This window comes from Xenophilus azovorans DSM 13620 (assembly GCF_000745855.1).
GTDB classification, from domain to species: domain Bacteria; phylum Pseudomonadota; class Gammaproteobacteria; order Burkholderiales; family Burkholderiaceae_C; genus Xenophilus; species Xenophilus azovorans.
Genome location: NZ_JQKD01000024.1, coordinates 1 through 22,826, shown reverse-complemented (window position 1 = coordinate 22,826; position 22,826 = coordinate 1). Strand labels below are relative to the sequence as shown.

General features: G+C 71.4%; 25 protein-coding genes and 1 pseudogene. 16 read left to right on the top strand and 10 right to left on the bottom strand.

Features of this window, described 5'->3' with window-relative positions; translation table 11 throughout:
* The first annotated feature begins 15 nt into the window (after positions 1-15).
* Genes Q392_RS14615 through fabG form a run of 4 tightly spaced genes read left to right on the top strand, consistent with a single transcriptional unit; the run spans position 16 to position 2,922 of the window.
* Positions 16-855 (top strand): polysaccharide deacetylase family protein, encoded by an 840-nt coding sequence (locus Q392_RS14615; RefSeq protein WP_038208978.1) that lies wholly within the window; start codon positions 16-18, stop codon positions 853-855.
* Complete coding sequence (locus Q392_RS14610; protein WP_038208975.1) at positions 852-1,718, top strand: class I SAM-dependent methyltransferase; 867 nt, start codon at positions 852-854, stop codon at positions 1,716-1,718. The genes Q392_RS14615 and Q392_RS14610 overlap by 4 nt, the downstream gene beginning before the upstream one ends.
* Entirely contained in the window at positions 1,715-2,191 is a 477-nt protein-coding gene (locus tag Q392_RS14605; RefSeq protein WP_038208973.1) for a hotdog family protein, read from the top strand. Before Q392_RS14610 ends, Q392_RS14605 begins: the two co-directional genes overlap by 4 nt.
* Entirely contained in the window at positions 2,188-2,922 is a 735-nt protein-coding gene (fabG, locus tag Q392_RS14600; RefSeq protein WP_038208970.1) for a 3-oxoacyl-ACP reductase FabG, read from the top strand. Before Q392_RS14605 ends, fabG begins: the two co-directional genes overlap by 4 nt.
* 9 nt (positions 2,923-2,931) lie before the next feature.
* On the opposite strand, the gene Q392_RS14595 is transcribed toward fabG, so the two are convergent.
* From Q392_RS14595 to Q392_RS14585, 3 genes are read right to left on the bottom strand one after another with little or no spacing between them, the layout of a single operon-like run.
* Positions 2,932-3,711, bottom strand: a complete 780-nt coding sequence (locus tag Q392_RS14595) for a glycosyltransferase family 2 protein (RefSeq protein ID WP_038208967.1) — start codon at positions 3,709-3,711, stop codon at positions 2,932-2,934.
* Positions 3,675-4,478, bottom strand: a complete 804-nt coding sequence (locus Q392_RS14590) for a lysophospholipid acyltransferase family protein (protein ID WP_038208964.1) — start codon at positions 4,476-4,478, stop codon at positions 3,675-3,677. Before Q392_RS14590 ends, Q392_RS14595 begins: the two co-directional genes overlap by 37 nt.
* Positions 4,475-5,521 carry a chorismate transformation FkbO/Hyg5 family protein gene (locus tag Q392_RS14585; protein ID WP_051953494.1) on the bottom strand — a complete coding sequence of 349 codons (1,047 nt, stop codon included), beginning with the start codon at positions 5,519-5,521 and terminating at the stop codon, positions 4,475-4,477. Before Q392_RS14585 ends, Q392_RS14590 begins: the two co-directional genes overlap by 4 nt.
* A gap of 166 nt (positions 5,522-5,687) precedes the next feature.
* Between Q392_RS14585 and Q392_RS14580 the strand changes: the two genes are divergently transcribed.
* From Q392_RS14580 to rng, 8 genes are all read left to right on the top strand, one after another.
* Complete coding sequence (locus Q392_RS14580) at positions 5,688-6,413, top strand: YebC/PmpR family DNA-binding transcriptional regulator (protein WP_038208961.1); 726 nt, start codon at positions 5,688-5,690, stop codon at positions 6,411-6,413.
* Positions 6,414-6,495: 82 nt separating this feature from the next.
* The gene (gene purD / locus Q392_RS14575) at positions 6,496-7,794 is read left to right on the top strand and encodes a phosphoribosylamine--glycine ligase (protein WP_038208959.1); all 1,299 of its coding nucleotides are present in this window, start codon (positions 6,496-6,498) and stop codon (positions 7,792-7,794) included.
* Positions 7,794-8,711, top strand: coding sequence for an oxygen-dependent coproporphyrinogen oxidase (gene hemF, locus Q392_RS14570; RefSeq protein ID WP_038208955.1), 918 nt, complete (start codon positions 7,794-7,796; stop codon positions 8,709-8,711). The genes purD and hemF overlap by 1 nt, the downstream gene beginning before the upstream one ends.
* Positions 8,702-9,334: a nicotinate (nicotinamide) nucleotide adenylyltransferase gene (nadD, locus tag Q392_RS14565; RefSeq protein ID WP_038208952.1), complete on the top strand. Its 633-nt coding sequence runs from the start codon at positions 8,702-8,704 to the stop codon at positions 9,332-9,334. The genes hemF and nadD overlap by 10 nt, the downstream gene beginning before the upstream one ends.
* Entirely contained in the window at positions 9,334-9,933 is a 600-nt protein-coding gene (gene rsfS / locus Q392_RS14560) for a ribosome silencing factor (protein WP_038208949.1), read from the top strand. The genes nadD and rsfS overlap by 1 nt, the downstream gene beginning before the upstream one ends.
* Positions 9,930-10,397: a 23S rRNA (pseudouridine(1915)-N(3))-methyltransferase RlmH gene (rlmH, locus tag Q392_RS14555; RefSeq protein WP_038208946.1), complete on the top strand. Its 468-nt coding sequence runs from the start codon at positions 9,930-9,932 to the stop codon at positions 10,395-10,397. Before rsfS ends, rlmH begins: the two co-directional genes overlap by 4 nt.
* On the top strand, positions 10,390-11,007 hold the full coding sequence (locus Q392_RS14550; RefSeq protein ID WP_038208943.1) for a Maf family protein: 618 nt from the start codon (positions 10,390-10,392) through the stop codon (positions 11,005-11,007). The genes rlmH and Q392_RS14550 overlap by 8 nt, the downstream gene beginning before the upstream one ends.
* 5 nt (positions 11,008-11,012) lie before the next feature.
* The gene (gene rng / locus Q392_RS14545; protein ID WP_038208940.1) at positions 11,013-12,533 is read left to right on the top strand and encodes a ribonuclease G; all 1,521 of its coding nucleotides are present in this window, start codon (positions 11,013-11,015) and stop codon (positions 12,531-12,533) included.
* An 82-nt stretch (positions 12,534-12,615) separates the two neighbouring features.
* On the opposite strand, the gene Q392_RS14540 is transcribed toward rng, so the two are convergent.
* The 6 genes from Q392_RS14540 to Q392_RS14515 form a co-directional block, all read right to left on the bottom strand.
* Positions 12,616-13,536 carry a LysR family transcriptional regulator gene (locus tag Q392_RS14540; RefSeq protein WP_038208937.1) on the bottom strand — a complete coding sequence of 307 codons (921 nt, stop codon included), beginning with the start codon at positions 13,534-13,536 and terminating at the stop codon, positions 12,616-12,618.
* A gap of 103 nt (positions 13,537-13,639) precedes the next feature.
* Positions 13,640-14,998 (bottom strand): Rieske 2Fe-2S domain-containing protein, encoded by a 1,359-nt coding sequence (locus Q392_RS14535; protein WP_038208933.1) that lies wholly within the window; start codon positions 14,996-14,998, stop codon positions 13,640-13,642.
* 35 nt (positions 14,999-15,033) lie between these two features.
* A complete protein-coding gene (locus Q392_RS14530; protein ID WP_038208930.1) occupies positions 15,034-16,017 on the bottom strand; it encodes a Bug family tripartite tricarboxylate transporter substrate binding protein in 984 nt (327 codons plus the stop codon).
* A gap of 49 nt (positions 16,018-16,066) precedes the next feature.
* Entirely contained in the window at positions 16,067-16,924 is an 858-nt protein-coding gene (locus Q392_RS14525) for a fumarylacetoacetate hydrolase family protein (RefSeq protein ID WP_038208927.1), read from the bottom strand.
* Positions 16,921-17,703, bottom strand: a complete 783-nt coding sequence (locus tag Q392_RS14520; RefSeq protein WP_038208925.1) for a hydroxypyruvate isomerase family protein — start codon at positions 17,701-17,703, stop codon at positions 16,921-16,923. Before Q392_RS14520 ends, Q392_RS14525 begins: the two co-directional genes overlap by 4 nt.
* A 148-nt stretch (positions 17,704-17,851) precedes the next feature.
* A complete protein-coding gene (locus Q392_RS14515) occupies positions 17,852-18,730 on the bottom strand; it encodes an AraC family transcriptional regulator (RefSeq protein WP_038208923.1) in 879 nt (292 codons plus the stop codon).
* An 87-nt stretch (positions 18,731-18,817) separates the two neighbouring features.
* On the opposite strand from Q392_RS14515, the gene Q392_RS14510 reads away from it, so the two are divergent.
* From Q392_RS14510 to Q392_RS14500, 3 genes are read left to right on the top strand one after another with little or no spacing between them, the layout of a single operon-like run.
* Positions 18,818-19,366 carry a carboxymuconolactone decarboxylase family protein gene (locus tag Q392_RS14510; RefSeq protein WP_038208920.1) on the top strand — a complete coding sequence of 183 codons (549 nt, stop codon included), beginning with the start codon at positions 18,818-18,820 and terminating at the stop codon, positions 19,364-19,366.
* A gap of 4 nt (positions 19,367-19,370) precedes the next feature.
* Positions 19,371-19,916 carry a peroxiredoxin family protein gene (locus tag Q392_RS14505; protein WP_038208917.1) on the top strand — a complete coding sequence of 182 codons (546 nt, stop codon included), beginning with the start codon at positions 19,371-19,373 and terminating at the stop codon, positions 19,914-19,916.
* Positions 19,913-20,626 (top strand): MOSC domain-containing protein, encoded by a 714-nt coding sequence (locus Q392_RS14500; RefSeq protein ID WP_038208914.1) that lies wholly within the window; start codon positions 19,913-19,915, stop codon positions 20,624-20,626. Before Q392_RS14505 ends, Q392_RS14500 begins: the two co-directional genes overlap by 4 nt.
* Positions 20,627-20,647: 21 nt before the next feature.
* Here Q392_RS14500 and msbA read toward each other — a convergent pair whose 3' ends face one another.
* Positions 20,648-22,432: a lipid A export permease/ATP-binding protein MsbA gene (gene msbA, locus Q392_RS14495; RefSeq protein ID WP_038208912.1), complete on the bottom strand. Its 1,785-nt coding sequence runs from the start codon at positions 22,430-22,432 to the stop codon at positions 20,648-20,650.
* A gap of 210 nt (positions 22,433-22,642) precedes the next feature.
* Here msbA and Q392_RS14490 point away from each other — a divergent pair.
* Positions 22,643-22,826: pseudogene (locus Q392_RS14490) on the top strand (IS110 family transposase); the annotation flags it as partial.

Here is a 22,826-nt window from a genome sequence, read left to right as displayed (position 1 = left end):
ATGCGGGCGGCCGCCATGAACACCCTTGCCCCGACCGCCCCGCCGCCGCCCTGGCGCGCGCCGCCCTTCCTGCGCGTCAGCGCCGCGCTGCACTTCGGCGCGGTCGCGGCGGCCGTGGCGGTGCCCGGCGCCTGGCCCTGGGCGCTGGGCGCGGTGGTGGTGAACCATGCGGCCATCACCGCCATCGGCCTGACGCCGCGCAGCCGCTGGCTGGGCCAGAACATGACGCGGCTGCCGGCCGCCGCGGCGGCGCGCGGCGAGGTCGCGCTGACCATCGACGACGGGCCGGAGCCCGGGGTCACGCCCGCCGTGCTGGACCTGCTCGACGCGGCCGGCCAGCGCGCCACCTTCTTCTGCATCGCCGAGCGGGTGCAGGCGCATCCCGCACTGGCGCGCGAGATCCTGGCGCGCGGCCACAGCATCCAGAACCACACGGCGCGGCACCGGCACAACTTTTCCGTCCTCGGGCCGCGCGGCTATGCGGCCGAGATCTCCCGCGCGCAGGACATGATCGCGGCCGTGACCGGCGAGCGCCCCACCTGCTTCCGGGCACCGGCAGGATTCCGCAACCCCTTCCTCGCGCCCGTGCTGCACCGCCTGGGCCTGCTGCTGGTGAGCTGGACGCGGCGCGGCTTCGACACCCGCGAGCGCGACGCCGCCAAAGTGCTGGCACGGCTGGCCGACGGCCTGGCCGCCGGCGACATCCTGCTGCTGCACGACGGCCATGCGGCGCGCACCGCGGCCGGCCGGCCGGTGGTGCTGGAGGTGCTGCCGCCGCTGCTGGCGCAACTGCAGCGCCAGGGCCTGCGCTCGGTCACGCTGCCCCAGGCCCTGCGCGAACCCATCGACGAATGAACGCCATCGCCCAACCCCAGAGCCTCTCGCCCGACGCCGCCTGGCGCGACCTGCATGCGCAGGCCACCGCGCCGTACCGCCAGTCCGGCAACTTCGGCTGGCACTTCGCCCGCGGCAAGCTGGGCTGGGACCCGGCCTTCCGCGGCATCGTCTCGCGCGGGCTGATCGGGCCGGCGCGGCCGCGCATGCTGGACATCGGCTCCGGCCAGAGCCTGTTCGCCAACCTGCTGGCGAGCGCGGCCGCGATGCAGCGCGACGGCGCCTGGCCGATGGCCTGGGCACCGACGCCGGCCGAGCCCGTCTACACCGGCATCGAGCTGATGCCGCGCGACGTGGAGCGCGCCCGCCGCGCCGTGGGCCACATCCGGCCCGTGCCGACGCTGGTGTGCGGCGACATGTGCAGCGCCGTCTTCCCGGCCTGCGACGTGGTGGTGATCCTCGACGTGCTGCACTACGTCGACCATGCCGCGCAGGAGGGCGTGCTGGCCCGCGTGCGCGACGCGCTGCTGCGCGGTGCGTCCGACCGCCCCCGAGGCTGGGCTGCGCCCAGCCCGCCCCCCAAGGGGGACAAGAAGCCTTGGGGCGGCCCGGCGTCTTCTTGCGAGCGCGCCGTGCCCGGCCGCCTGCTGCTGCGCGTGGGCGACGCGGCCAGCCGCCGCGGCTTCGCCATCAGCCAGTGGGTGGACCGCACCGTCACGCGCATCCGCGGCCACAAGGTCTCGCCGACCTGGGGCCGCACGCTGGATGAATGGATCGCGCTGCTGCAGCGGCTGGGCTTCGCGGTGCAGCCGATCCCGATGAGCGAGGGCACGCCCTTCGCCAATGTGCTGCTCGTGGCCGACGCCGAACAACGACCCTCATGAACGCACCTGCCACCCTCGACCGCGCCGGCATCGCCGCGCGCATCCCGCACCACGGCGACATGTGCCTGCTCGACCGGCTGGAAGGCTGGGACGCGCAGGCCATCCACTGCACCACCGCGCGCCACGCCGACCCGGCCAACCCGCTGCGCACCGGCGGCGGCCTGCTGGCGCCGACGGCCATCGAGTTCGCCGCGCAGGCGATGGCGCTGCACGGCGGGCTGCTCACGGCCGAAGGCAGCGAGCCCTCGGCCGGCTACATCGCCAGCGTGCGCAGCGTGAAGTTCAGCGCCGCGACCCTGCACGACCGGCCGGCGCCGCTGCACCTGCATGCGCAGCGCCTCTCGGGCGACGCCAGCCAGGTGATGTACGCCTTCCGCGTGGAGGACGGCGCGCAGCAGCCCGTGGCCGAGGGCCGCGTGGTGGTGGTGCTCAACACGCCCTTGCCCGACAACCCGACCTCGACTTCGCCATGACTGCATTGAAGAACAAGCGCGCCCTCGTCACCGGCGCCAGCGGCGCCCTGGGCTCGGCCATCGCCGAGCGCCTGGCCCGCGAGGGCGCCACCGTGCTGCTGCATGCCAACGGCCGGCGCGAGGCCATCGAGGCGCTGGCCGCGCGCATCGCCGCTGCCGGCGGCCAGGCCGAGTGCCACGTGTTCGACCTGACCGACGACGCGGCCTGCGCCGCCGCCTGCGCGCGCATCCTCGAAGGCGGGCCGGTGCAGGTGCTGGTCAACAACGCCGGCATCCACGACGACGCGGTGCTGCCCGGCATGCGGCCCGAGCAGTGGCACAAGGTCATCGACGTGTCGCTCAACGGCTTCTTCCGCGTGACGCAGCCGCTTTTGCTGCCGATGCTGCGCACGCGCTGGGGGCGCATCCTCAACATCTCGTCGGTGGCGGCCATCGCCGGCAACAAGGGGCAGGTGAACTACGCGGCCGCCAAGGGCGCGCTCAACAGCGCGACCAAGGCGCTGTCGCTGGAGGTGGCCTCGCGCGGCGTGACGGTCAACGCCATCGCGCCGGGCATCATCGCCTCGCCGATGGCCGATGCGGTGTTCGACCCGGCCGTGGTCAAGCAGATGGTGCCGGTGCAGCGCGCGGGCACGCCGGAGGAGGTGGCGGCGCTCGCGGCCTTCCTGGCGGGGCCGGAGGCGGGCTACATCACGGGGCAGGTGATCAGCGTGAACGGCGGGATGATCTGAGGCCGCGCCTCAGGGCTGGAAGGGCGGCAGCCGGCGCAGGCGCTTCCACAGCAGCATCGGCAGCCGCAGCACGAAGCCGACCATCAGGCGCGTGTGCATCCACGTCAGCAGCGCGTTGTCGCGGCCGTAGCGGAAGTGCGAGACGCCGCCTTCCTCGGCGCTCAGGTACTTGACCGGCGCGTCGATGTTCACCGGCTTGACGCCGCGCCAGGCCAGCCGCACCACGGCCTCGGTGTCGAAGTCGAAGCGGCGCATCCAGGGCTGCTTCTCCATCACCGCCAGCAGCCCGTCCACCGGGTAGACGCGGAAGCCGTAGAGCGAATCGCCGATGCCGGCGAACAGGGTTTCCAGCTGCGTCCAGCTGTTGGAGACCTTGCGTCCGCGCACGCGCAGCAGCGGCGCGCTGGCGTCGAAGACCGGCCGGCCGAGCACCATCGTCTCGGGCCGCTGCCGCGACGCCTGCATGAAGGCGGGGATCAGGTCGGCCGGGTGCTGGCCGTCGCTGTCCATCGTCAGCGCGTGGGTGAAGCCGGCCGAGCGTGCCGCGCGCAGACCGTGCAGCACCGCTGCACCCTTGCCCTGGTTGAATGGCAGGCGGAACACGCGCAGGCCGGGGTCGCCAGCGGCCTGGGCTTCCAGCCGTTCGCCGGTGCCGTCGGTGCTGCCGTCGATCACCACCCACACGGGGTTCCACTGCGCGCGGGCCGCAGCGACGGTCGAGAAGAGGCGTTCACCCGTGTCGTAGCTGGGGATCAGGACCAGGTGGGTGCGCGATGGTTGTTCTGGCATGCCTCCGGCGCTGTTCCTCGGGGCGCCGCCTCCATGTGGTGTCTGTAGTAGTTCTCGATTTTCGTCAGCATGGCGTCGCTGCCTTCCGTGGGCATGAAGCGCTCGCCCAGCCGCATGCGGAAGACGATGGGCAGCGGCGGCACGCGCCAGATCGGCCAGCCCTTGCCGAGGTAGGGCGAATCGGTGTCGATGAAGACGGTCTGGATGGGCGCCGCGGCCCGCCGGGCGATCAGCGTGACGCCGGGACGGAAGGGGTTGAGCGTGCCGCCCTCGGTGCGCGTGCCCTCGGGGAAGACCACGAGCTGCCCGCCGCTGCGCAGGTCGTCCACGGCCAGCCGGACCATGGTGCGCGCCGAGTCGTTGCGGATGTAGCGCGCCAGCCGCGCGCCGGCCCCGAGGAAGACGTTCCTCATCAGCGAGGCCTTCATGATGCAGGCGCTGCGCGGCAGGTGCGCCACCAGCAGCAGCGCATCGAGCATGGTCGGGTGGTTGGCGACGATGACCAGGCCCGGCTCGTCCTTCAGCGCGCGCAGGCAGCGGGCGTCGATGCGCATCATGCCCACCGCGCTGGCGACGGCCCAGAACAGGCGGTAGCCGTAGGCGATGCCGGCACGGCCCACCGTGCGCCCCGGCGCGGGCGGCAGCAGCGGGTACAGCAGCATGGCCACCAGGTTCCAGGCCAGCGACATCAGGCCCAGGCCGAGCAGCAGCACGTAGAGCACCGGCGCGAGGAGGACGGCCTTGGCCAGGCGGTAGGCGCGCATCATGTCGGATCGAGGCGTCCCGGGGCCGTGGCGTGGGTCTCGATCTCCAGCAGCAGGTCGGCGCGGCAGATGTCGGCCTCCAGGAACACCGCCTGGCGCATGAAGCGCGATTCGGCGCCCAGCGCCTCGGCCAGCCGGCGGCGGATGTCCCCGGCATCCGCCGGATGGCGCACGTAGACGACCGGCTCGGTGTCTTCCAGCGCGAAGCGGGCGGTGGTGCGGCGGTTCGCCTCGCCGACGACGGTGCGCAGGTTCACCAGGGTCTCGGCCAGCTGCGCCGGCACGTCGCCGTGGTGCACCGTCTCGTGACCGACGATGCTGGCCGTGCCGGAGACGAACAGCGCCACCTCGCCGCCGCCGAGCTGCGCCAGCGCGGCGCGCGAGAAGGTCGGTGCGCGCGGGCCGTAGCGCTCGGGATAGCGGTAGGCCGACACCTGGCGCGGGTTCTCCACCGGCACCGGCGGCGCCCGGCCGGCCAGGAAGCGTACGCACAGGCCGCCATCGCGGATGCCCAGGGCGCAGGCGGCCGGCGCGCCGTCGAAGGCGGCGTAGCCGGCGTCGAGGAAAGCCTGCTGGCGGCCGGCGTTGAACTCGCGGTAGCGCTCCAGCCCGTGACCCTCGGCGTTGATGCGCGGCAGGTAGTTCCACAGGCGCAGCAGGTGCGGGCAGCCGGCCTGCGCCAGGGTCTGGAACACGTTGGCATAGGCCCGGCGCGCCAGCGGCTCCAGGCCGCCTGCCTCGTCGGCGGCGCTCAGGTCGACCACACCCAGCAGCCACTGGCCGTCGGTGCGCCAGCGCACCACGCCCGTGGTGCCGGACTGCACGGCCGCGCCGGCACGCCACACGTCGGCCTGCGTCTCGCCGGCCAGCAGCACGTGGGCGGCCACGCCGGTCATCCAGGGTTCGTGGCCGGTGGCGCCGTAGGCGAGGGCGGCGAAGGGGGGCGGATGGCCGGCCGCGGCCTCGGCCCGGACCTGGGCGAGTGGCCTGCGCTCGACGCGCAGGGCGGTGGCGGGCGGATCCTGGGGCGTCGGGCGTGCGGACATGGCAGGCGAGTATGCCGAAGCATCGGGCGCAGGGGCCGATCTGCTTCGCGGCGAGGGCGCCGATTATCACCAGCACGCTTGACGGGCCCATGTAGGCGGCCGGCGCGGTGCGCGGACGTAAAATCGCGCCCCTTTTCAGTCAGCCGAGAGAAACGAGCACAGCGCCATGGCCGGACACAGCAAGTGGGCAAACATCCAACACAGAAAGGGCCGGCAGGACGAGAAGCGCGGCAAGATCTGGACGCGCGTGATCCGCGAGATCATGGTCGCCGCGCGCCAGGGCGGCGGCGACCTGAACGCCAACCCGCGCCTGCGCCTGGCGGTGGACAAGGCCAAGGCCGCCAACATGCCGGCCGACACCATCAAGCGCAACATCGACAAGGCCACCGGCAACCTCGAGGGCGTGACCTATGAGGAGATCCGCTACGAGGGCTACGGCATCGGCGGCGCGGCCATCATCGTGGACACCATGACCGACAACCGGGTGCGCACGGTGGCCGAGGTGCGGCACGTGTTCAGCAAGTACGGCGGCAACATGGGCACCGAGGGCTCGGTGGCCTTCCAGTTCAGGAACGTCGGCCAGATCATCCTGGCGCCCGGCACCAGCGAGGACAAGGTGATGGAAGTGGCCCTGGAGGCCGGCGCCGAGGACGTGATCACCGGCGACGACGGCGCCATCGAGGTGCTGACGGCGCCGGGCGACTTCGAGGCGGTGAAGAACGCCCTGGAGGCTGCGGGCCTGACGCCCGAATTCGCCGAGGTGACCATGCGGCCCGAGAACAGCATCGAACTGGCCGGCGAGGACGGCGCGAAGATGCAGCGGCTGATCGACATGCTCGAAGACCTGGACGACGTCCAGGAGGTCTATCACAACGCGGAAATCGCGGAATGAACCCCCACGCTCGGCACTTCGTGTCCTCGCTGCCCCCCGAGGGGGCGCGCACCCTCCTTGAGGCGGCTCGGCGGAGGGCGCTATGAAGGTCCTCGTCATCGGCGGCGGCGGCCGCGAGCATGCCCTGGCCTGGCGGCTGTCGCAGTCCGAGCGCGTCTCGAAGCTGTACGTCGCGCCCGGCAACGGCGGCACGGCGCTGGACAAGCGCTTCATCCCGGTGGACATCATCGACCCGGTGAAGCTGCGCGAGTGGGCCCAGGCCGAGAAGATCGCCCTCACGGTGGTCGGCCCCGAGGCGCCGCTGGCCGCCGGCGTGGTGGACGAGTTCCGCGACCACGGCCTGCGCATCTTCGGCCCCACCAAGGCGGCCGCGCAGCTCGAAAGCTCGAAGGCCTTCTCCAAGGCGTTCATGAAGCGCCACAAAATTCCCACGGCCGAGTACGAGACCTTCGACGACCCGGTCGCCGCCCACGCCTACGTGGATGCGAAGGGCGCGCCCATCGTTGTCAAGGCCGACGGCCTGGCGGCGGGCAAGGGCGTGGTGGTGGCGATGACGCCGGCCGAAGCGCACGAGGCCGTCGACTTCATGCTGGTCGACAACACGCTGGGCATCAGCCACAACGAGGGCCAGGCGCGCGTCGTCATCGAGGAGTTCCTCGACGGCGAGGAGGCCAGCTTCATCGTGCTGTGCGACGGGAAGAACGTGACGGCCCTGGCCACCAGCCAGGACCACAAGCGCCTGCTCGACGGCGACCAGGGCCCCAACACCGGCGGCATGGGTGCCTACTCGCCGGCCCCGGTGGTCACGGCCGAGGTGCATGCCCGCGCCATGCGCGAGATCATCCTGCCCACCATCAAGGGCATGGAAAAAGACGGCATCCCCTACACCGGCTTCCTCTACGCCGGCCTGATGATCGACCGCGACGGCCACCCCAAGACGCTGGAGTTCAACTGCCGCATGGGCGACCCGGAGACGCAGCCGATCATGATGCGGCTGAAGTCGGACCTGTTCGAGGTGCTGTGGCACGCCACCGACGGCACGCTCGACCAGGTCGAGCTGCAGTGGGACCGCCGCGTGGCGCTGGGCGTGGTGCTGGCGGCGCACGGCTACCCGCTTTCGCCGCGCAAGGGCGACGCGATCGCCGGCATCCCGGCCGAGGCGCCCGATGCCGTGGTGTTCCACGCCGGCACGGCGCTGCAGGACGGGCAGCTCGTCACCAGCGGCGGCCGGGTGCTGTGCGTCACCGTGCTGGCCGACAACATCCGCCTGGCGCAGCAGCGTGCCTACGAGGTCGCGGCGCAGGTGCGCTTCGACGGCGTGCAGTACCGCAAGGACATCGGCCACCGCGCCGTGGCACCGCGCGGCGGGCAGGGCGGCTGATGTCCGTTTCCCAGCCGGCCCTGGTGGGCGCCTGGTTGCGCGGCCTGCAGCAGCGCATCATGGATGCGGTGGAGGCCGCCGACGGCGGCACGGCGGTGCGCGACGCCTGGAAGAAGGCGCCCGGCGAGCCGCTGCAGGGCGAGGGCCTGACCTGCATCCTGGAAGGCGGCGAGCTGTTCGAGCGCGCCGGCTGCGGCTTCTCGCAGGTGCGCGGACCGAAGCTGCCGCCCTCGGCCACGCAGCACCGGCCCGAACTGGCCGGCGCGCCCTTCGAGGCGATGGGCGTGTCGCTGGTCTTCCATCCGCGCAACCCCTACGTGCCGACGGTGCACATGAACGTGCGCATGCTGGCCGCGCTGCCGGCCGATGCCGAGCCCGTGTGCTGGTTCGGCGGCGGCATGGACCTGACGCCGTACTACGGCTTCGAGGAGGACGCGGTGCACTTCCACCGCACCTGCCGCGATGCGCTGGCCCCCTTCGGCGACGGCCTGTACCCGCGCTTCAAGACCTGGTGCGACGAGTACTTCTTCCTCAAGCATCGGGGCGAGCAGCGCGGCATCGGCGGCATCTTCTTCGACGACTTCGCCGAGCTGGGCATGGCGCGCAGCTTCGAGATGCTGCAGTCGGTGGGCGAGTCCTTCCTGCCGGCCTACCTGCCCATCGTCGAACGCCGCCGCGGCATGCCCTGGGGCGAGCGCGAGCGGGCGTTCCAGCTGTACCGGCGCGGCCGCTATGTCGAGTTCAACCTGGTGTGGGACCGCGGCACGCACTTCGGCCTGCAGTCGGGCGGGCGCACCGAGTCGATCCTGCTGTCGATGCCGCCGCAGGCGAGCTGGGCCTACCAGTGGGCGCCCGAGCCGGGCTCGCCCGAAGCGAGGCTCTACACCGACTTCCTGCCGCGCCGCGAATGGCTCTGAGCAACGAGGCCGGCCGGCCGCGCATCGGCTTCTTCGGCGGCGCCTTCGATCCGCCGCACCTGACGCACGTGGCGCTGGCGCGCGAGGCGCTGGCCCAGGGCCGGCTGCAGGAACTGCGCGTCTTCCCGACCGGCCACGCCTGGCACAAGGCGCGCACGCTCAGCCCGGCCGTGCACCGCATCGCGATGGCACGGCTGGCCTTCGGCGAGCTGCCGGGCGTGGTGGTGGACGAGCGCGAAACCCGGCGCGACGGACCCACCTACACCATCGACACCCTGCGCGAGCTGCAGGCCGAGCGGCCCGACGCGCAGCTCGTGCTGCTGCTGGGCACCGACCAGGTGCGCGCGCTGCCGAGCTGGCACGGCTGGCAGGAGATCCTGTCGATGGCCGTGATCCTGGTGGCCGAGCGCATCGGCCCCGGGGGCGCCGCCGACCCCTTCGACCCCCACACCCTGCCGGGCCTGCCGCCCGGCGCGCGCTTCGAGCGGCTGGGCCTCACGCCCACCGCCGCCAGCGCCACCGACATCCGCGCGCGCGCCGCGCGGGGCGAGGACCTGTCCCGACTGGTTCCCCCCGCCGTTGCACGCTATATTGACCAGCACCACCTCTATCACACGACCTGATGAGTTCCTTCGCCACCGAAGCCGCCGCCAAGAAAGACATCCAGAAACTGCAACGGGCCATCGTCGATGGCCTCGAGGACGTCAAGGCGCAGGACATCCAGGTCTTCAACACCGAACACCTCTCGCCGCTGTTCGAGCGGGTGATCGTCGCCTCCGGCACCTCCAACCGCCAGACCAAGGCCCTGGCCGCCAGCGTGCGCGAGGCGGTGAAGGACGCCGGTTTCTCCAAGCCCCGCATCGAGGGCGAGGAGAACGGCGAATGGATCATCGTGGACTGCGGCCCGGCCGTCGCCCACATCATGCAGCCGGCCATCCGCCAGTACTACCGGCTGGAGGAGATCTGGGGCGAGAAGCCGCTGAAGCTCAGGGGCCCGGGCGCCGCCAAGGCAGCAGCCGCCGCGCCGGCCAAGACGCCCGCGGCGAAGAAGACCGCGGCCGCCAAGATGCCGGCCGCCCCGGTGAAGAAGGCCCCGGCGAAGAAGGCGTCCGCCGCCAAGGCCGCACCGGCCAGGAAGACCGCTGCCGGGAAGCCGGCTGCGAAGAAGGCCGCGCCGGCGAAGAAGGCCGCCGCCAAGAAGGCGCCCGCCCGCAAGGCATGAAGCTCTGGGTCGTCGCCGTCGGGCAGCGCGTGCCCGACTGGGCGCAGACGGCCTGGGACGACTACGCCAAGCGCTTTCCGCCCGAGCTGAGGCTCGAGCTCAAGGCCGTCAAGACCGAGCCGCGCGCCAGCAAGACGCTGGACACGCTGCTGGCCGCCGAGCGCGAGCGCATCGAGGCGGCCATCCCGCGCGGCACGCGCATCGTCGCGCTGGACGAGCGCGGCACGGCGCTCACCACCAAGGCCCTGGCCGCGCGCCTGACGCACTGGCAGGGCGAGGGCGGCGACGTGGCGCTGGTCATCGGCGGGCCCGACGGCCTCGACCCCGGCTTCAAGGCCGCCGCCCACGAACGCATCCGCCTGTCGGACCTGACCCTGCCGCACGCCATGGTGCGCGTGCTGCTGGCCGAGCAGCTCTACCGCGCCTGGTCCGTCAACGCCGGCCATCCGTACCACCGTGAATAACAAGAACGCGCCCGCCTTCGTCTACCTCGCCTCGCAGAGCCCGCGCCGGGCACAGCTGCTCGACCAGCTCGGCATCGCGCACCGGCCGCTGCTGCCCGCGCCCGACGAGGACGCCGAGGCGCTGGAGGCGGTGCTGCCGCGCGAGTCCGCCAGCGCCTACGTGCAACGCGTGACGGCGCTCAAGCTCGATGCCGCCGTGCGCCGGATGAAGGCGCGCGCTCTGCCGGCCGCGCCGGTGCTGTGCGCCGACACCACAGTCGCGCTGGGCCGCGGCATCCTCGGCAAGCCGGCGGACGCGCAGGACGCCGCGCGCATGCTGGCCTCGCTCTCCGGCCGCGCGCACCGCGTGCTGACGGCCGTGGCCGTGCAGTCCGGCCGGCGGCGCCTGCAGGCGCTGAGCGTCTCGCAGGTGCGCTTCGCGTCGCTGACGCGCGCGCAGATCGCCGCCTACGTCGCCAGCGGCGAGCCGCTCGGCAAGGCCGGCGCCTACGCCATCCAGGGCCGCGCCGGCGCCTTCGCCGAGCACATGGCGGGCAGCTATTCGGGCATCATGGGCCTGCCCGCCTTCGAGACGGCGCAACTGCTGCGCCGCGCCGGCTTTTCCGTCTGAGAGACATGCAGGACATCCTCATCAACTGGTCGCCGCAGGAAACGCGCGTGGCGGTGGTCGAGCACGGCGCCGTGCAGGAGCTGCACGTGGAGCGCACGCTGGAGCGCGGCCTGGTCGGCAACGTCTACCTCGGCAAGGTCCAGCGCGTGCTGCCGGGCATGCAGTCGGCCTTCATCGACATCGGCCTGGAGCGCACCGCCTTCCTGCACGTGGCCGACCTCGTCGCGCCCTTCACGCCCGGCTCGCGCGGGGCCGCCGCGCCCGTCGACCGTGAACCCAGCCGCGCCGCGCAAGTGCCCATCGAGAAGCAGGTCTTCGAGGGCCAGTCGCTGCTGGTGCAGGTGATCAAGGACCCGATCGGCACCAAGGGCGCGCGCCTGTCCACGCAGATCAGCATCGCCGGGCGCATGCTGGTCTTCCTGCCGCAGGACAACCACATCGGCGTGTCGCAGAAGATCCCGCTGGCCGAGCGCGACGCGCTGCGCCAGCGGCTGCTGGCGCTGGCCGAGGCGGCGGCACAGGGCGACGGCGGGCAGGGTGCGTCGAGCCATGGCGGCTTCATCCTGCGCACCAACGGCGAGGACGCCAGCGACGCCGAGCTGGGCGACGACATCGCCTACCTGCGCAAGGCCTGGTCGCGCATCCGCGAGCAGGCGCTGCGCATGCCGCCCATGTCGCTGCTGCACCAGGACCTGAGCCTGCTGCAGCGCGTGCTGCGCGACCTGACGACCGAGGAGACCACCAGCATCCGCATCGATTCGCGCGAGCAGTACGAGCTGCTGCTGCGCTTCGGCCGCGAATTCATGCCGCAGGCGGCGGGCAAGCTGCAGCACTACACCGGCGAGCGGCCCATCTTCGACCTCTACAACGTCGACGACGAGATCACGCAGGCGCTGGGCCGGCGCGTGCAGCTCAAGTCGGGCGGCTACCTGGTCATCGACCAGACCGAGGCGCTGACCACGGTGGACGTGAACACCGGCGGCTTCGTCGGCGCGCGCAACTTCGACGAGACGGTCTTCAAGACCAACCTGGAGGCGGCGCAGGCCATCGCGCGGCAGCTCCGGCTGCGCAACCTGGGCGGCATCATCATCGTGGACTTCATCGACATGGCGCGCGACGAGCATCGCGAGCAGGTGCTGGCCGAGTTCCGTAAGCAGCTCGCGCGCGACCGGGTCAAGACCACCGCGGGAGGCTTCTCGCAGCTCGGGCTGGTCGAGATGACGCGCAAGCGCACCCGCGAGTCGCTGGCCCACATGCTGTGCGAGCCCTGCGAGGCCTGCGGCGGCCAGGGCATCGTGCGCACCGCGCGCACCGTGGCCTACGACGCGCTGCGCGAGATCCTGCGCGAGGCGCGGCAGTTCACCCCGCGCGAGTTCCGCATCGTTGCGCCGCCGCAGGTGATCGAGCTCTTCCTCGACGAGGAGAGCCAGCACCTGGCGGGCCTGTCGGACTTCATCGGCAAGCCGATCTCGCTGCAGGCCGAGCCGGCGATGGGACAGGGGCAGTACGACGTCGTGCTGCTGTGAGCCGCTCGCGAGGCTCGGCGTCTCGGCGGCGGCCGGTCCATCCAGCTTGCCAGCGGCCGTTTCCAGCGGTTGATATGACGTTCTAGGGCGGGGCCTTGCTGCGGCTGGAGCCGGATCGCGAGAACCGGGCTTCGACGAAGCTGCAGAAGCCCTCCGCCGACGGCGAACTCTCGCGCTCGCGCGGCCGCAGCAGGCAGATGCGCCGCAGGATGACGGGGTCCTTGAGCTTTTTCACAGCCAGGCCATAGGCGGCCGCCAGCGGCTCGGCCGCCGAGGGCTGCACGGTGACGCCTTCGCCCGCCTGCACGAGCGCCAGCGCGGTCGTGATGAAGTTGACGTACATCGCCGGCTCCAGGGTGAGGGTCTCGGAGTGATAGGCGAGGTCGGCACGCATGTTCGCCGCATAGTCCATCGGCAGCGAGATGAAGGGGTGGCGCAGCACCTCGGACCATGGCACCTGCTTCATCGCAGCCAGCGGGTGGTCGGGTCGGCAGACGAGCTGCAGCGGGTCTCGGAAAAGCTGCTTCTGGATGACTTCGCGCGGTACCGAGCGCTCGGGCGCGATGCCGACATCGGCCTCGCGGCTGGCGACCATGACGCCCACCTGGTCGGTGACGACGTCGAGGACGTACACCTTGACGCCGGGAAAGCGCCGCCGGTATTCCGCGACAAGCCGGGGCACGAGGGTGCCGGAATACATGGGCGAACTGGCGATGCGCAGGGTGCCGCGCGCGCTGCGCTGGTAGTCGCGGATGCCCTCGACGGTGCGTGCCAGGTCTTCGACGAGGCGGTGGGCCGAAGGCCGGAAGTCGCGGCCTGCGGGCGACAGGCGCACCTGGCGGGTTGTCCGCTCGAACAGTTTCGTGCCGACGACCGATTCGAGCTCCTTGATCATCAGGCTCAGCGCCGAGGCCGTGACGTGCAACTGCTGCGCTGCGGCGGTGAAGGTGCCGGCGTCGGCCACCGCGACAAAGGCGCGCAGCTGCTTCAAGGTGAGATTCATGGCGGATCGTCCCACGTCCTGTGACAGATCCACGATTGTCTCCAGGCCCTGCATGCCGCGCGACGGCCGATCCCCGGGGCGGGGCGGCGAGGAAGCTGTGGCGTCAGGATGCCGTTGCGTCGGCTTCCGCGCGGACCCGGCCCATGTCGTCGCCGAAGCGGCGCAGCATCACGGCGTCGAAGTCGTCGCCCGCAGGCGCCACCGTGCCGCCGCCGCGCACCAGGTAGGCCTGCGGATCGTCGCGACCCGGTGGCGCCTCGCCGCGCGCCACGGCGTCGGCCGACTGCAGCATCAGGCGGCGGAACTGCACCACGGCGACGTCGGTGGGGCCCAGCATCTCGCGGGTGCGGTCGGCGATGCGGCCCTGGCTGTCCTGGATGGCCGCGTCCTGCTCCGACACGCCCTCGATGCCGGTGAAGTTTTCCGACTTCTGCACGGCGCGGTCCAGCAGGTACTCGTTGGCGCGGTTGCGCGCCGGCCTGTAGTGCGCGTCGCGCGCGGGATACACCGCACCGCCGCTGTCGTACGAGCCGATTTCCTCCGGCGTGAGGGGGCGATCGGGATTCCACGAGTAGCAGAAGATCCAGCAGCTCTGGTCGTCGATGGGGACCCAGCTCTGGCCATGGTAGGTCTGCCCTCGGGCTGCGCTGGGCGTGTAGCCGTGGCAGGGCATCAGGTACTGGGCGATGCGCCAGTACTGCTCCCCTGGATTGGCCTGGCGCGACGCCCCGAGCACCAGGCCGGCGGCGTGGCGCTTGACCTGGTAGCGCGGGCGCGGGTCCTCGCGCATCCAGCGCACGTGGTCCTGGTTCATCGTCTGGGCGTTGTAGCCGCGCACGGCGCGCAGCGCGCGCTGGACGAATTCCTCTTCACTGCGGGCCACCGGCATGTGGAGGAAGGAGAAGTGGGCGGTGTCGATGCCGCCTTCGGCCGCCTGCGCCCAGTTGCACTCCTGCAGCTTCTTGGAGACGTAGCGGTGCGATTCGGGCACGAGCGCGAATTCCATCCGCGGCAGTGCGGGCAACTCGCCGCCTTCTTCCACACGGCCCATGTAGGCCCACACCATGCCGCCCCATTCGCGGGTGGGGTAGGCCTTGATGGCCACTCTGGGGCACGTCTTCTCGGCCGACTCGACCGGCAGGATGGGCATGTCCACGCACTGTCCGGCGGCATCGAACTTCCAGCCGTGATAGGCGCAGCGCAGGCCGCCACCTTCGTTGCGGCCGAAGTAGAGGTCGGCCCCGCGATGCGGGCAACGCGGCTCGACCAGGCCGACCTGGCCATGCGTATCGCGAAAGGCCAGCAGATCCTCGCCGAGGATGCGCACGCGCACCTGCGGCCCGTCGCACTGGGGCAACTCTTCCGAAAGCAGCACCGGCAGCCAGTAGCTGCGGAACAGCGCACCCATGGGCGAGTCGTGCCCCGTCCGGGTGAGTTTCTCGTTGTCTTCACGGGTCAGCATGGGTGACTTTCCTGCCTCGATTTCGGTTCGCCGATTCAGTTGGCCGACACGGTCAGGCCCACCTGCTTGATCAGGCTGGACCAGCGCGCGGTGTCCTTTTCGATCAGTTCGCGGAACTGGTCCGGCGTGGCGGTGGCGACGTCGCCGCCCACGGCCGCCAACTGCTGCTTGACCTCGGGCGCCGTCAGCGCCCTGTTCAAGGCGGCGACGAGTTTGCCGGTGACGGCAGGCGGCATGCCGGCCGGGCCGGCGATGCCGAACCAGGGCTGGACCATCGCGGTGGGATAGCCCGCCTCGGCCATGGTGGGCACGTTCGGAAACTGCGGCGAGCGGTTGGGCGCGGTGGTGGCCAGCACGCGCACGCGGCCGGCTTTGGACTCGGCCATCGCCAGGATGGCGGCCATGCTGGTCATCGAGACCTGGCCACTGGCGAGTTCCACGATCATCGGCGCCGATCCCTTGTACGGAATGGCGGTGGCATCGAGCTTGGCGGCCAGCTTGAAGAGCTCGAAACTCAGGTGCGCTGTGGTGCCTACTCCCGGGTGGCCGTAGTTGAACTTGCCGGGATTGGCATGCACCAGCTCCACGAGCGACTTCACATCCTCGACCGGCATCTTGGCGCTGACCACCAGCAGGTTGGGCGACGCGGCTGCCAGGCCGATGAGCGTGAAGTCCTTGAGCGCGTCGTAGGGCAGCTTGCGTCCCAGCGCCGGGTCGATCGCGAGCGAGGGCACCGCGAAGAGCAGGGTGTAGCCGTCCGGCCTGGCCTGGGCGACGTAGGTGTTGCCGATCACGCCATCGCCGCCGGGCCTGTTCTCCACCACGACGGTGCCGCCCAGCTCCTTGCCGAGCTGCTGGCCGACCACGCGTGCGAAGACGTCGGTGACGCCGCCCGGCGAGAGCGGCACCACCAGCTTGATGGGGCGATCGGGGTACGACGCGTCGGGCTGGGCCAGCGCCGGGCCGAGCGCGGTGGCTCCCAGCAGGGCGAGCAGGTGGCGGCGGAGCAGGCTGTGCATCGTGGTTGTCTCCTTGTATTCGGTCAAACGCTTCCAGGGTCTCAGCCCGTCATCGCGGGCCCTCTTCGCGGCATACGCGGTTCTCGAGCCGTCCGATCCCGATGACTTCGACCTCGATGCGGTCGCCGTGCTTCATGAAAAGCTGTGGTTCGCGCTTGACGCCGACGCCGGCCGGCGTGCCGGTCACGATCACGTCGCCGGGCGTGAGCGTCATGACGGTCGAGATGTAGTGGATCAGCACCGGGATGGAGAAGATCAGCTGGTCGGTGTTGCCGCGCTGCACCTCCTCGCCGTTGAGTCGGGTGACGAGTTCGAGGCGCTGGCCGTCCTCCACTTCGTCGCGCGTCACCATCCAGGGGCCGAAGGCGCCGGTGCCGTCGAAGTTCTTGCCTGCGCCCCACTGGGTGGTGTGGTACTGCCAGTCCCGGATGGACGCGTCGTTGTAGGGCGCATAGCCGGCGATGTGCGACCAGGCATCCTCCTTCGCGATGCGGCGGCCGCCCTGGCCGATCACGAGCGCGATCTCGCCCTCGAAGTCGAGCTGCGTGGATTCGGGCGGCAGCGGAATGTCCGCGCCGTGCGCGGTCTGCGAGGTGGGCCAGCGCGGGAACAGGGTCGGGTGCAGGGTTTCGGCGCGCTTGGCCTCGAGCCGGTGGGCCTCGTAGTTCAGGCCGATGCACACGATCTTCTGCGGATCGGGCACCACGGGCAGAAGGCGGACCTGGTCGAAGCGCAGCGCCCGGCTGCGGTCGGCCTCTGCCAGGCGCGAGCGGATCCCGGCGATGCCGCCCAGCGCCAGCGCCTCTCGCAACGTGGGCGCGATGAAGCCCAGATCGATGACGCGTTCGTCGTTCTCCAGCGCACCCCAGGAGGGGCGGCCGTCATGGATGAAGCTCAGGATTCTCATGCGCGGTTCCTGAAAGGGGCGTGCCAGCCGATGGACTCCAGCGTGTTCGTGGATGGCGCGTATTCGCATCCGACCCATCGGTCCCAGCCCAACTGCTCCAGCGTCCTGAAGAAGTAGCCGAGGTCCAGTTCGCCGGTACCGGGTTCGTTGCGTCCTGGCGTGTTGCCGATCTGGACATGGCCGAGGTAGGGAAACACCTTGCGCAGCCGTTCGGTGAGCGCGCCTTCCTCCATCTGCACGTGGTAGGTATCGAAGCAGAGCCTGATGTTCGGCTTGCCCAGCTCGTCGATGATGGAGATGCCTTCGTCCAGGCGCGAGTACAGGTACGCAGGAAAGCGCGCATGGCATACCGGTTCGATGATGATGGTGATGCCTTCGCGCGCGGCCAGGTCGGCCGCGTAGGCGAGGTTTTCCTTGAAGACCGCGAGGCATTCGCTGCGCACGTGGTGCGGTTCCAGGTTGCCGGCGAGTATGTGGACCATGGGCTTGCCCACGCCGACGGCGTATTCGATCGCGGTCTCCACGCTGCGCCGACACGCCTGCTTCATTTCGGGCAGCGCCGCGATGCCCCGCGAGCCGGCCTCCCAGTCCACGGGGGCCAGGATCTGCACGAGCGTCAGCCCCTCGTTGCGCAGCATGGCGTTCAGTTCTGCAGCGGGATATTCGTAGGGGAAGGCCACTTCCACGCCGCTGAAGCCGGCGCGTGCAGCCGCGGCGTACCGGTCCCACATCGGCAGCTCGGTGAAGAGCCAACGCAGGTTGGGGTCGAACTTCAACATCTTCTGGTGTCTCCTTGCGCGCATGCATCGGGGGCACATGGCGCAAGGGGCACTCTAAGGAGCCCGTTTGGCAAGAACAATCGAAAAATACTTGGCGTATTTTTGAGAGTTCCTTATCAATGCCGTCGAGCGCTGCCGACGCGCCGATTCACGACTCGCGCGCCAGCCACTGCCGCGGCGACTGCCCCAGCCGCTGGCTGAACCGCCGCGACAGCGCCGACGCGCCGGCATAGCCCAGTTCGTCCGCGATCTGCTTGACCGGGCGCCCGCTGCGCAGCGCGGCCTGGGCCAGCGTCAGCCGCCAGTCGGCCAGGTAGGCGGCCGGCGTCTGGCCGAGCACGGCCTTGAAGCGGGCGGCGAAGCTGCTGCGCGACATGCCGGCGTGGCGCGCCATCGCGTCCAGGCTCCAGGCCTCGCCCGGCGCCTCGTGCAGGGCCGTCAGCGCCCGCGCGAGGCGCGGATCGGCCAGGCCGGCGATGAGGCCCGGCTGCACACCGGCCTCGGCGGGATGGTCGAGCAGCCAGCGCAGCAACTGGATCAGCACCACCTCGAACAGCCGGTCGGCCAGCAGGCGCTGCCCGCAGCGCACGCGCTCGGTTTCCGCGAACAGCAGCTGCAGCGACATCGCCAGGCCCTCCACGCGCGCCAGGGGCAGCAGCACCAGCGGCGGCAGGGCGCGCGCCAGCGGGTTGGCGGCGCCGCCGCCGAAGTCCAGCTCGGCGCAGACGAAGTCCGAGCCGTCGGCCGGCGGGTTGTGGAACACGTGCGCCAGCGGCCGCGGATAGAACAGCAGGCTCGGTTCGCTCACCTGCAGGCGGCGCGGCAGGCCGCTGCGCGCCGCGTGGCGCAGCTCCAGCGAGCCGCTGCGCATCACGTGCAGGAAGCCGCGGCCCGGCTCGGCGGGAAAGGCGCTCACGCCGCACAGCGGCCCCTGGTGGAACAGGCGCGCATGCACGCGGCAGTGCTCCAGCAGGCCGGACAGGCGGTCCAGCGGCGCGGGGTCGGCAGGGATTGGACGATCTGGCATGAATTCCGGATGAATCGTGGCCAATGATACGGAGCCACGGTCGACACTGGCGTCGGCACATCGCCTCTATCGCAAAGGAAACGCACCATGACCCGTCTCTCCCTGATGGCCGCCGACGGCGGCACCGGCGAAGGCCGGCAACTGCTGGCCCAGATCCACGACGCCTTCGGCGCGACGCCCGCCATGTTCCGCGCCGTCGCCCATTCCACGGCGGCGCTCAAGAGCATGTGGGGCAGCTTCGGCGCGCTGGGTGCCGGGGTCATCCCGCCCCGGCTGGGCGAGCAGATCGCGGTGGCCGTCGCCGAGCGCAACGCCTGCCGCTACTGCCTGGCGGCGCACACCGTGCTGGGCCGCAAGGCGGGCGCCAGCGCCGACGAGATGGCGGCCGCGCAGCGCGGCGAGTCGGCGGATCCGCGCACGGCCGCCGCGCTGCGCTTCGCGCTGCGCCTGGTCGAGGCGCGCGGCCAAGTGGAGGCGGCCGAGGTCCAGGCGCTGCGCGACGCGGGCTTCAACGACGAGGAGATCGTCGAGATCGTGGCGCACGTGGCGCTGAACCTGTTCACCAACTACGTGAACCTGGCGTTCGACGTGCCGCTGGACTTCCCCGCCGTCGCGCTGCACCGGCAGGCGGGCTGAGGCCATGGCGCTCGAGCTGCGCGTCTCGCACTGGTTCAACACGCCGGCGCCGCCCACGCTGGCAGCGCTGCGCGGCCGCGTGGTCGTGCTGCATGCCTTCCAGATGCTGTGCCCGGGCTGCGTGGCCCACGGCCTGCCGCAGGCGCAGCGCGTGCACCGGTGCTTCCCGGCGGAGCAGCTCGTGGTGCTGGGCCTGCACACGGTGTTCGAGCATCACGCGGTGATGGGCAGCGCCGAGGCGCTGCAGGCCTTCATCCACGAGTACCGGCTGGACTTCCCCATTGGCATCGACCAGCAGCCCGACGGCGCCCGGGGCGTGCCGCTGACCATGCAGGCCCTGCAGCTGCGCGGCACGCCGAGCCTGGTGGTGCTGGACCGGCAGGGCGGCGTGCGGCTGCATCACTTCGGCGCCATCGACGACCTGCACCTGGGCGCGCTGCTGGGCGGGCTGGTGGCCGAGCCTGCCGGCGCGGTGCCAGAGGATGCACGCCCGTCGCAGGGATGCGAGGATGGAGGCTGCATGCCGCCTTCCGCTTCTCCCGCCCTATGAGTTCCGACCTGCACGATATCGGCCGCCTGCGTGCCGTGCTGACGGGCCCGGCACGCCCCACGGCGCGGCCCGGCCAGCGCAGCGCCATCGACAAGACGCCGTGCACGGGCGCGGTGGCGGCCGGGCCGCTCGGCCTGGCCGGCGACGAGCAGGGCGACCTGCGCGTGCACGGCGGCCCCGACAAGGCGGTGCATTGCTACGCCTGGGAGCACTACGCGGATTGGCGAGCGGCGCTGCCGCACGCCGCGGAGCGGCTGGCGCATCCCGGCGCCTTCGGCGAAAACTTCAGCCTGGAGGGCGTGACCGAGGCGCAGGTCTGCCTGGGCGACCAGTGGCAGGTGGGCAGCGCACGGTTCGAGGTCAGCCAGGGGCGGCAGCCCTGCTGGAAGCTCAACGACCGCTTCGGCGTGCCCGACATGGCGCAGCGTGTGCAGGAAGGCGGCCGTGCCGGCTGGTACCTGCGCGTGGTTCGGCCCGGCGAGGTGCGCGCGGGCGACGCGGTGCGGCTGCTGCGCCGCCCGTTCCCCGGCTGGAGCGTGGCCCGCCTGCTGGCGCTGATCGCCGAGCGCAACTGCGACCCCGCCGTGCTCGACGAGGTGCTCGCCCTGCCGCTGCCGCCTTCGTGGCGGCGGCTCTTCGGCCGACGGCGCGACCACGGCGGGGCCGAGGACTGGCGCGCCCGGCTGCAGGGCGACCCGGCCGGCCGCTGACGCGCCGCAGCGCGCGCGGGCTCACAGGATGGGGTCGGCCCCCGCCTGCACCGTGCCCACCGCATGCGTCTGCAGCCGCGCGTAGAGCCCGTCGGCCGCCATCAGTTGCGCATGGCTGCCCTGCTCGACGATGTGGCCGCGGTCCATGACGATGATGCGGTCGGCATGCTGGATGGTGGACAGGCGGTGCGCCACGATGACGGTGGTGCGGCCCTGCATCAGCCGCTGCAGCGCCTCCTGCACCTGCCGCTCCGACTCGGTGTCCAGCGCCGAGGTCGCCTCGTCCAGCAGCAGCACCGGCGCGTCGCGGTACAGCGCCCGCGCGATGGCCAGGCGCTGGCGCTGCCCGCCCGAGAGCTGCGTCGCGTTGTGGCCCAGCACGGTGTCGATGCCCTGCGGCAGGGCGGCCACGTGCGGCGCCAGGTTGGCCGCCTCCACGCAGCGCTGCACGCGCTCGCGGTCGACGGCCTGGCCCAGCGCCACGTTGGCGGCCAGGGTGTCGTTGAGCATCACCACGTCCTGGCTCACCAGCGCGAACTGCGCGCGCAGGCTGGCGAGCTGCCAGTCGGCGACGTCGGTGCCGTCCAGCAGCACCTGGCCGGCCGAGGGCAGCACGAAGCGCGGCAGCAGGTTGACCAGCGTGGTCTTGCCCGAGCCGGAAGGGCCGACCAGCGCGACCACCTCGCCGGGCCGGATCACGAGGTTCAGGCCGTCCAGCGCGCGCGCGTCATCGTCGTCGCGGTAGTTCACGCGCACGTTGCGCAGCTCGATGCCGCCGCTGGCGCGCGCCAGCGCGAAGCGGCCCCCGGTCTCCGAGGGCGTGTCGTCGATCAGGCCCAGCCCGCGCTCCAGCGCCGCCAGGCCGCGGGTGATCGGGTTGGCCATGTCGGCCAGGCGGCGGATCGGCGCGATCAGCATCAGCATCGCGGTGATGTAGGCGACGAAGCCGCCCACCGAGAGGCCCTGCTTGCTGCTTTGCCACAGCGCGATCATCACCACCACCGACAGCGCCACGGCCGCGAAGAGCTGCGTGAGCGGCGTCATCGCCGCCGAGGCGATGGTGGACTTGACCGCCAGCCGGTTGAGCTGGTGCGACAGCCGCTCGAAGCGCGCCGCCTGCGCGTCCTGCGCGCCGTGCAGGCGGACCATGCGGTGCGCCAGCACGTTCTCCTCGACCACGTAGGCCAGCTCGTCGGTGGCGGCCTGGCCCTGCCGCGTCAGGCGGTACAGGCGCCGCGAGAGCAGCTTCATGATCCACGACACGCCCGGCACCAGCACCGCCACCACCAGCGTGAGCTTCCAGTTCAGGTACAGCAGGTACAGCAGCAGCGCGATCACGGTGAAGCCGTCGCGCGAGAGGCTCAGCAGCGCCTGCACCAGCAGCACGCCGCCGGTCTGCACCTCGTAGACCACGGTGTTGGACAGGGCGCTGGCGGACTGGCGCGAGAACAGCCCCATCTCGGCCGACAGCAGGCGCTCGAAGAGCACGCGGCGCAGGCGCTGCATGCCTTCGTTGGCGATGCGCGCCAGCGCGTACTGCGAGACGAACTGCGCCACGCCGCGCACGGCGAACAGCAGGACGATCGCCGCCGGCACCATCCACAGCGCCAGCCGGCCCTGGGTGAAGCCGCGGTCCAGCAGCGGCTTCATCAGCGCGGGCATCAGGGGCTCGGTGAGGGCGGCCATCATGGCGGTGACGACGCCGATGGTCCACCACCGGCGCGAACCGCCGAACCAGGTCATCAGCCGGCGCAGCCGGTGCGTGAGGGGAGGGCGCTCGCTCGCGGCGGCGGGGGTGGGCTGCATGGGCGGGGATTCTATGAAGCCGCCCCGGGGCGCCAGCCCGGCGGCCTTGTATCTTTAAGCCTCGGACCGGCTCGGGTAGCCCGAGCGGCCTCTGGGATGCGTGAAGCCCGTGACTGAGCACTGGGCGCCTGAGCCGGACCGTCCTTTCTTGCAGCCCGAACGGTTGTAGGAACTTGAAGTTCGCATAGACAAGGATGGGAGTGAGAGGACGTGTCCGACTGTGTTTTTATCGGTATCGATGTCTCCAGCCAGACGCTGGAGGTCGCCAGCAGCGACCAGGCCAAGACCTGGCAGCTCGCCAATGACGTCAGCGGCATCGAGCAACTCGTCCACCAGGCCATGGCCCTGGCGCCGGCCCTGGTGGTGTTGGAGGCCACTGGCGGCTACGAGTTCG

Excerpts from the sequence above, each read along its gene's own strand:
- Q392_RS14615 (WP_038208978.1), top strand. The coding sequence starts at position 16 with ATGAACACCCTTGCCCCGACCGCCCCGCCGCCGCCCTGGCGCGCGCCG.
- Q392_RS14610 (WP_038208975.1), top strand. The coding sequence starts at position 852 with ATGAACGCCATCGCCCAACCCCAGAGCCTCTCGCCCGACGCCGCCTGG.
- Q392_RS14605 (WP_038208973.1), top strand. The coding sequence starts at position 1,715 with ATGAACGCACCTGCCACCCTCGACCGCGCCGGCATCGCCGCGCGCATC.
- fabG (WP_038208970.1), top strand. The coding sequence starts at position 2,188 with ATGACTGCATTGAAGAACAAGCGCGCCCTCGTCACCGGCGCCAGCGGC.
- Q392_RS14595 (WP_038208967.1), bottom strand. The coding sequence starts at position 3,711 with ATGCCAGAACAACCATCGCGCACCCACCTGGTCCTGATCCCCAGCTAC.
- Q392_RS14590 (WP_038208964.1), bottom strand. The coding sequence starts at position 4,478 with ATGATGCGCGCCTACCGCCTGGCCAAGGCCGTCCTCCTCGCGCCGGTG.
- Q392_RS14585 (WP_051953494.1), bottom strand. The coding sequence starts at position 5,521 with ATGTCCGCACGCCCGACGCCCCAGGATCCGCCCGCCACCGCCCTGCGC.
- Q392_RS14580 (WP_038208961.1), top strand. The coding sequence starts at position 5,688 with ATGGCCGGACACAGCAAGTGGGCAAACATCCAACACAGAAAGGGCCGG.
- purD (WP_038208959.1), top strand. The coding sequence starts at position 6,496 with ATGAAGGTCCTCGTCATCGGCGGCGGCGGCCGCGAGCATGCCCTGGCC.
- hemF (WP_038208955.1), top strand. The coding sequence starts at position 7,794 with ATGTCCGTTTCCCAGCCGGCCCTGGTGGGCGCCTGGTTGCGCGGCCTG.
- nadD (WP_038208952.1), top strand. The coding sequence starts at position 8,702 with ATGGCTCTGAGCAACGAGGCCGGCCGGCCGCGCATCGGCTTCTTCGGC.
- rsfS (WP_038208949.1), top strand. The coding sequence starts at position 9,334 with ATGAGTTCCTTCGCCACCGAAGCCGCCGCCAAGAAAGACATCCAGAAA.
- rlmH (WP_038208946.1), top strand. The coding sequence starts at position 9,930 with ATGAAGCTCTGGGTCGTCGCCGTCGGGCAGCGCGTGCCCGACTGGGCG.
- rng (WP_038208940.1), top strand. The coding sequence starts at position 11,013 with ATGCAGGACATCCTCATCAACTGGTCGCCGCAGGAAACGCGCGTGGCG.
- Q392_RS14540 (WP_038208937.1), bottom strand. The coding sequence starts at position 13,536 with ATGAATCTCACCTTGAAGCAGCTGCGCGCCTTTGTCGCGGTGGCCGAC.
- Q392_RS14535 (WP_038208933.1), bottom strand. The coding sequence starts at position 14,998 with ATGCTGACCCGTGAAGACAACGAGAAACTCACCCGGACGGGGCACGAC.
- Q392_RS14530 (WP_038208930.1), bottom strand. The coding sequence starts at position 16,017 with ATGCACAGCCTGCTCCGCCGCCACCTGCTCGCCCTGCTGGGAGCCACC.
- Q392_RS14525 (WP_038208927.1), bottom strand. The coding sequence starts at position 16,924 with ATGAGAATCCTGAGCTTCATCCATGACGGCCGCCCCTCCTGGGGTGCG.
- Q392_RS14520 (WP_038208925.1), bottom strand. The coding sequence starts at position 17,703 with ATGTTGAAGTTCGACCCCAACCTGCGTTGGCTCTTCACCGAGCTGCCG.
- Q392_RS14515 (WP_038208923.1), bottom strand. The coding sequence starts at position 18,730 with ATGCCAGATCGTCCAATCCCTGCCGACCCCGCGCCGCTGGACCGCCTG.
- Q392_RS14510 (WP_038208920.1), top strand. The coding sequence starts at position 18,818 with ATGACCCGTCTCTCCCTGATGGCCGCCGACGGCGGCACCGGCGAAGGC.
- Q392_RS14505 (WP_038208917.1), top strand. The coding sequence starts at position 19,371 with ATGGCGCTCGAGCTGCGCGTCTCGCACTGGTTCAACACGCCGGCGCCG.
- Q392_RS14500 (WP_038208914.1), top strand. The coding sequence starts at position 19,913 with ATGAGTTCCGACCTGCACGATATCGGCCGCCTGCGTGCCGTGCTGACG.
- msbA (WP_038208912.1), bottom strand. The coding sequence starts at position 22,432 with ATGCAGCCCACCCCCGCCGCCGCGAGCGAGCGCCCTCCCCTCACGCAC.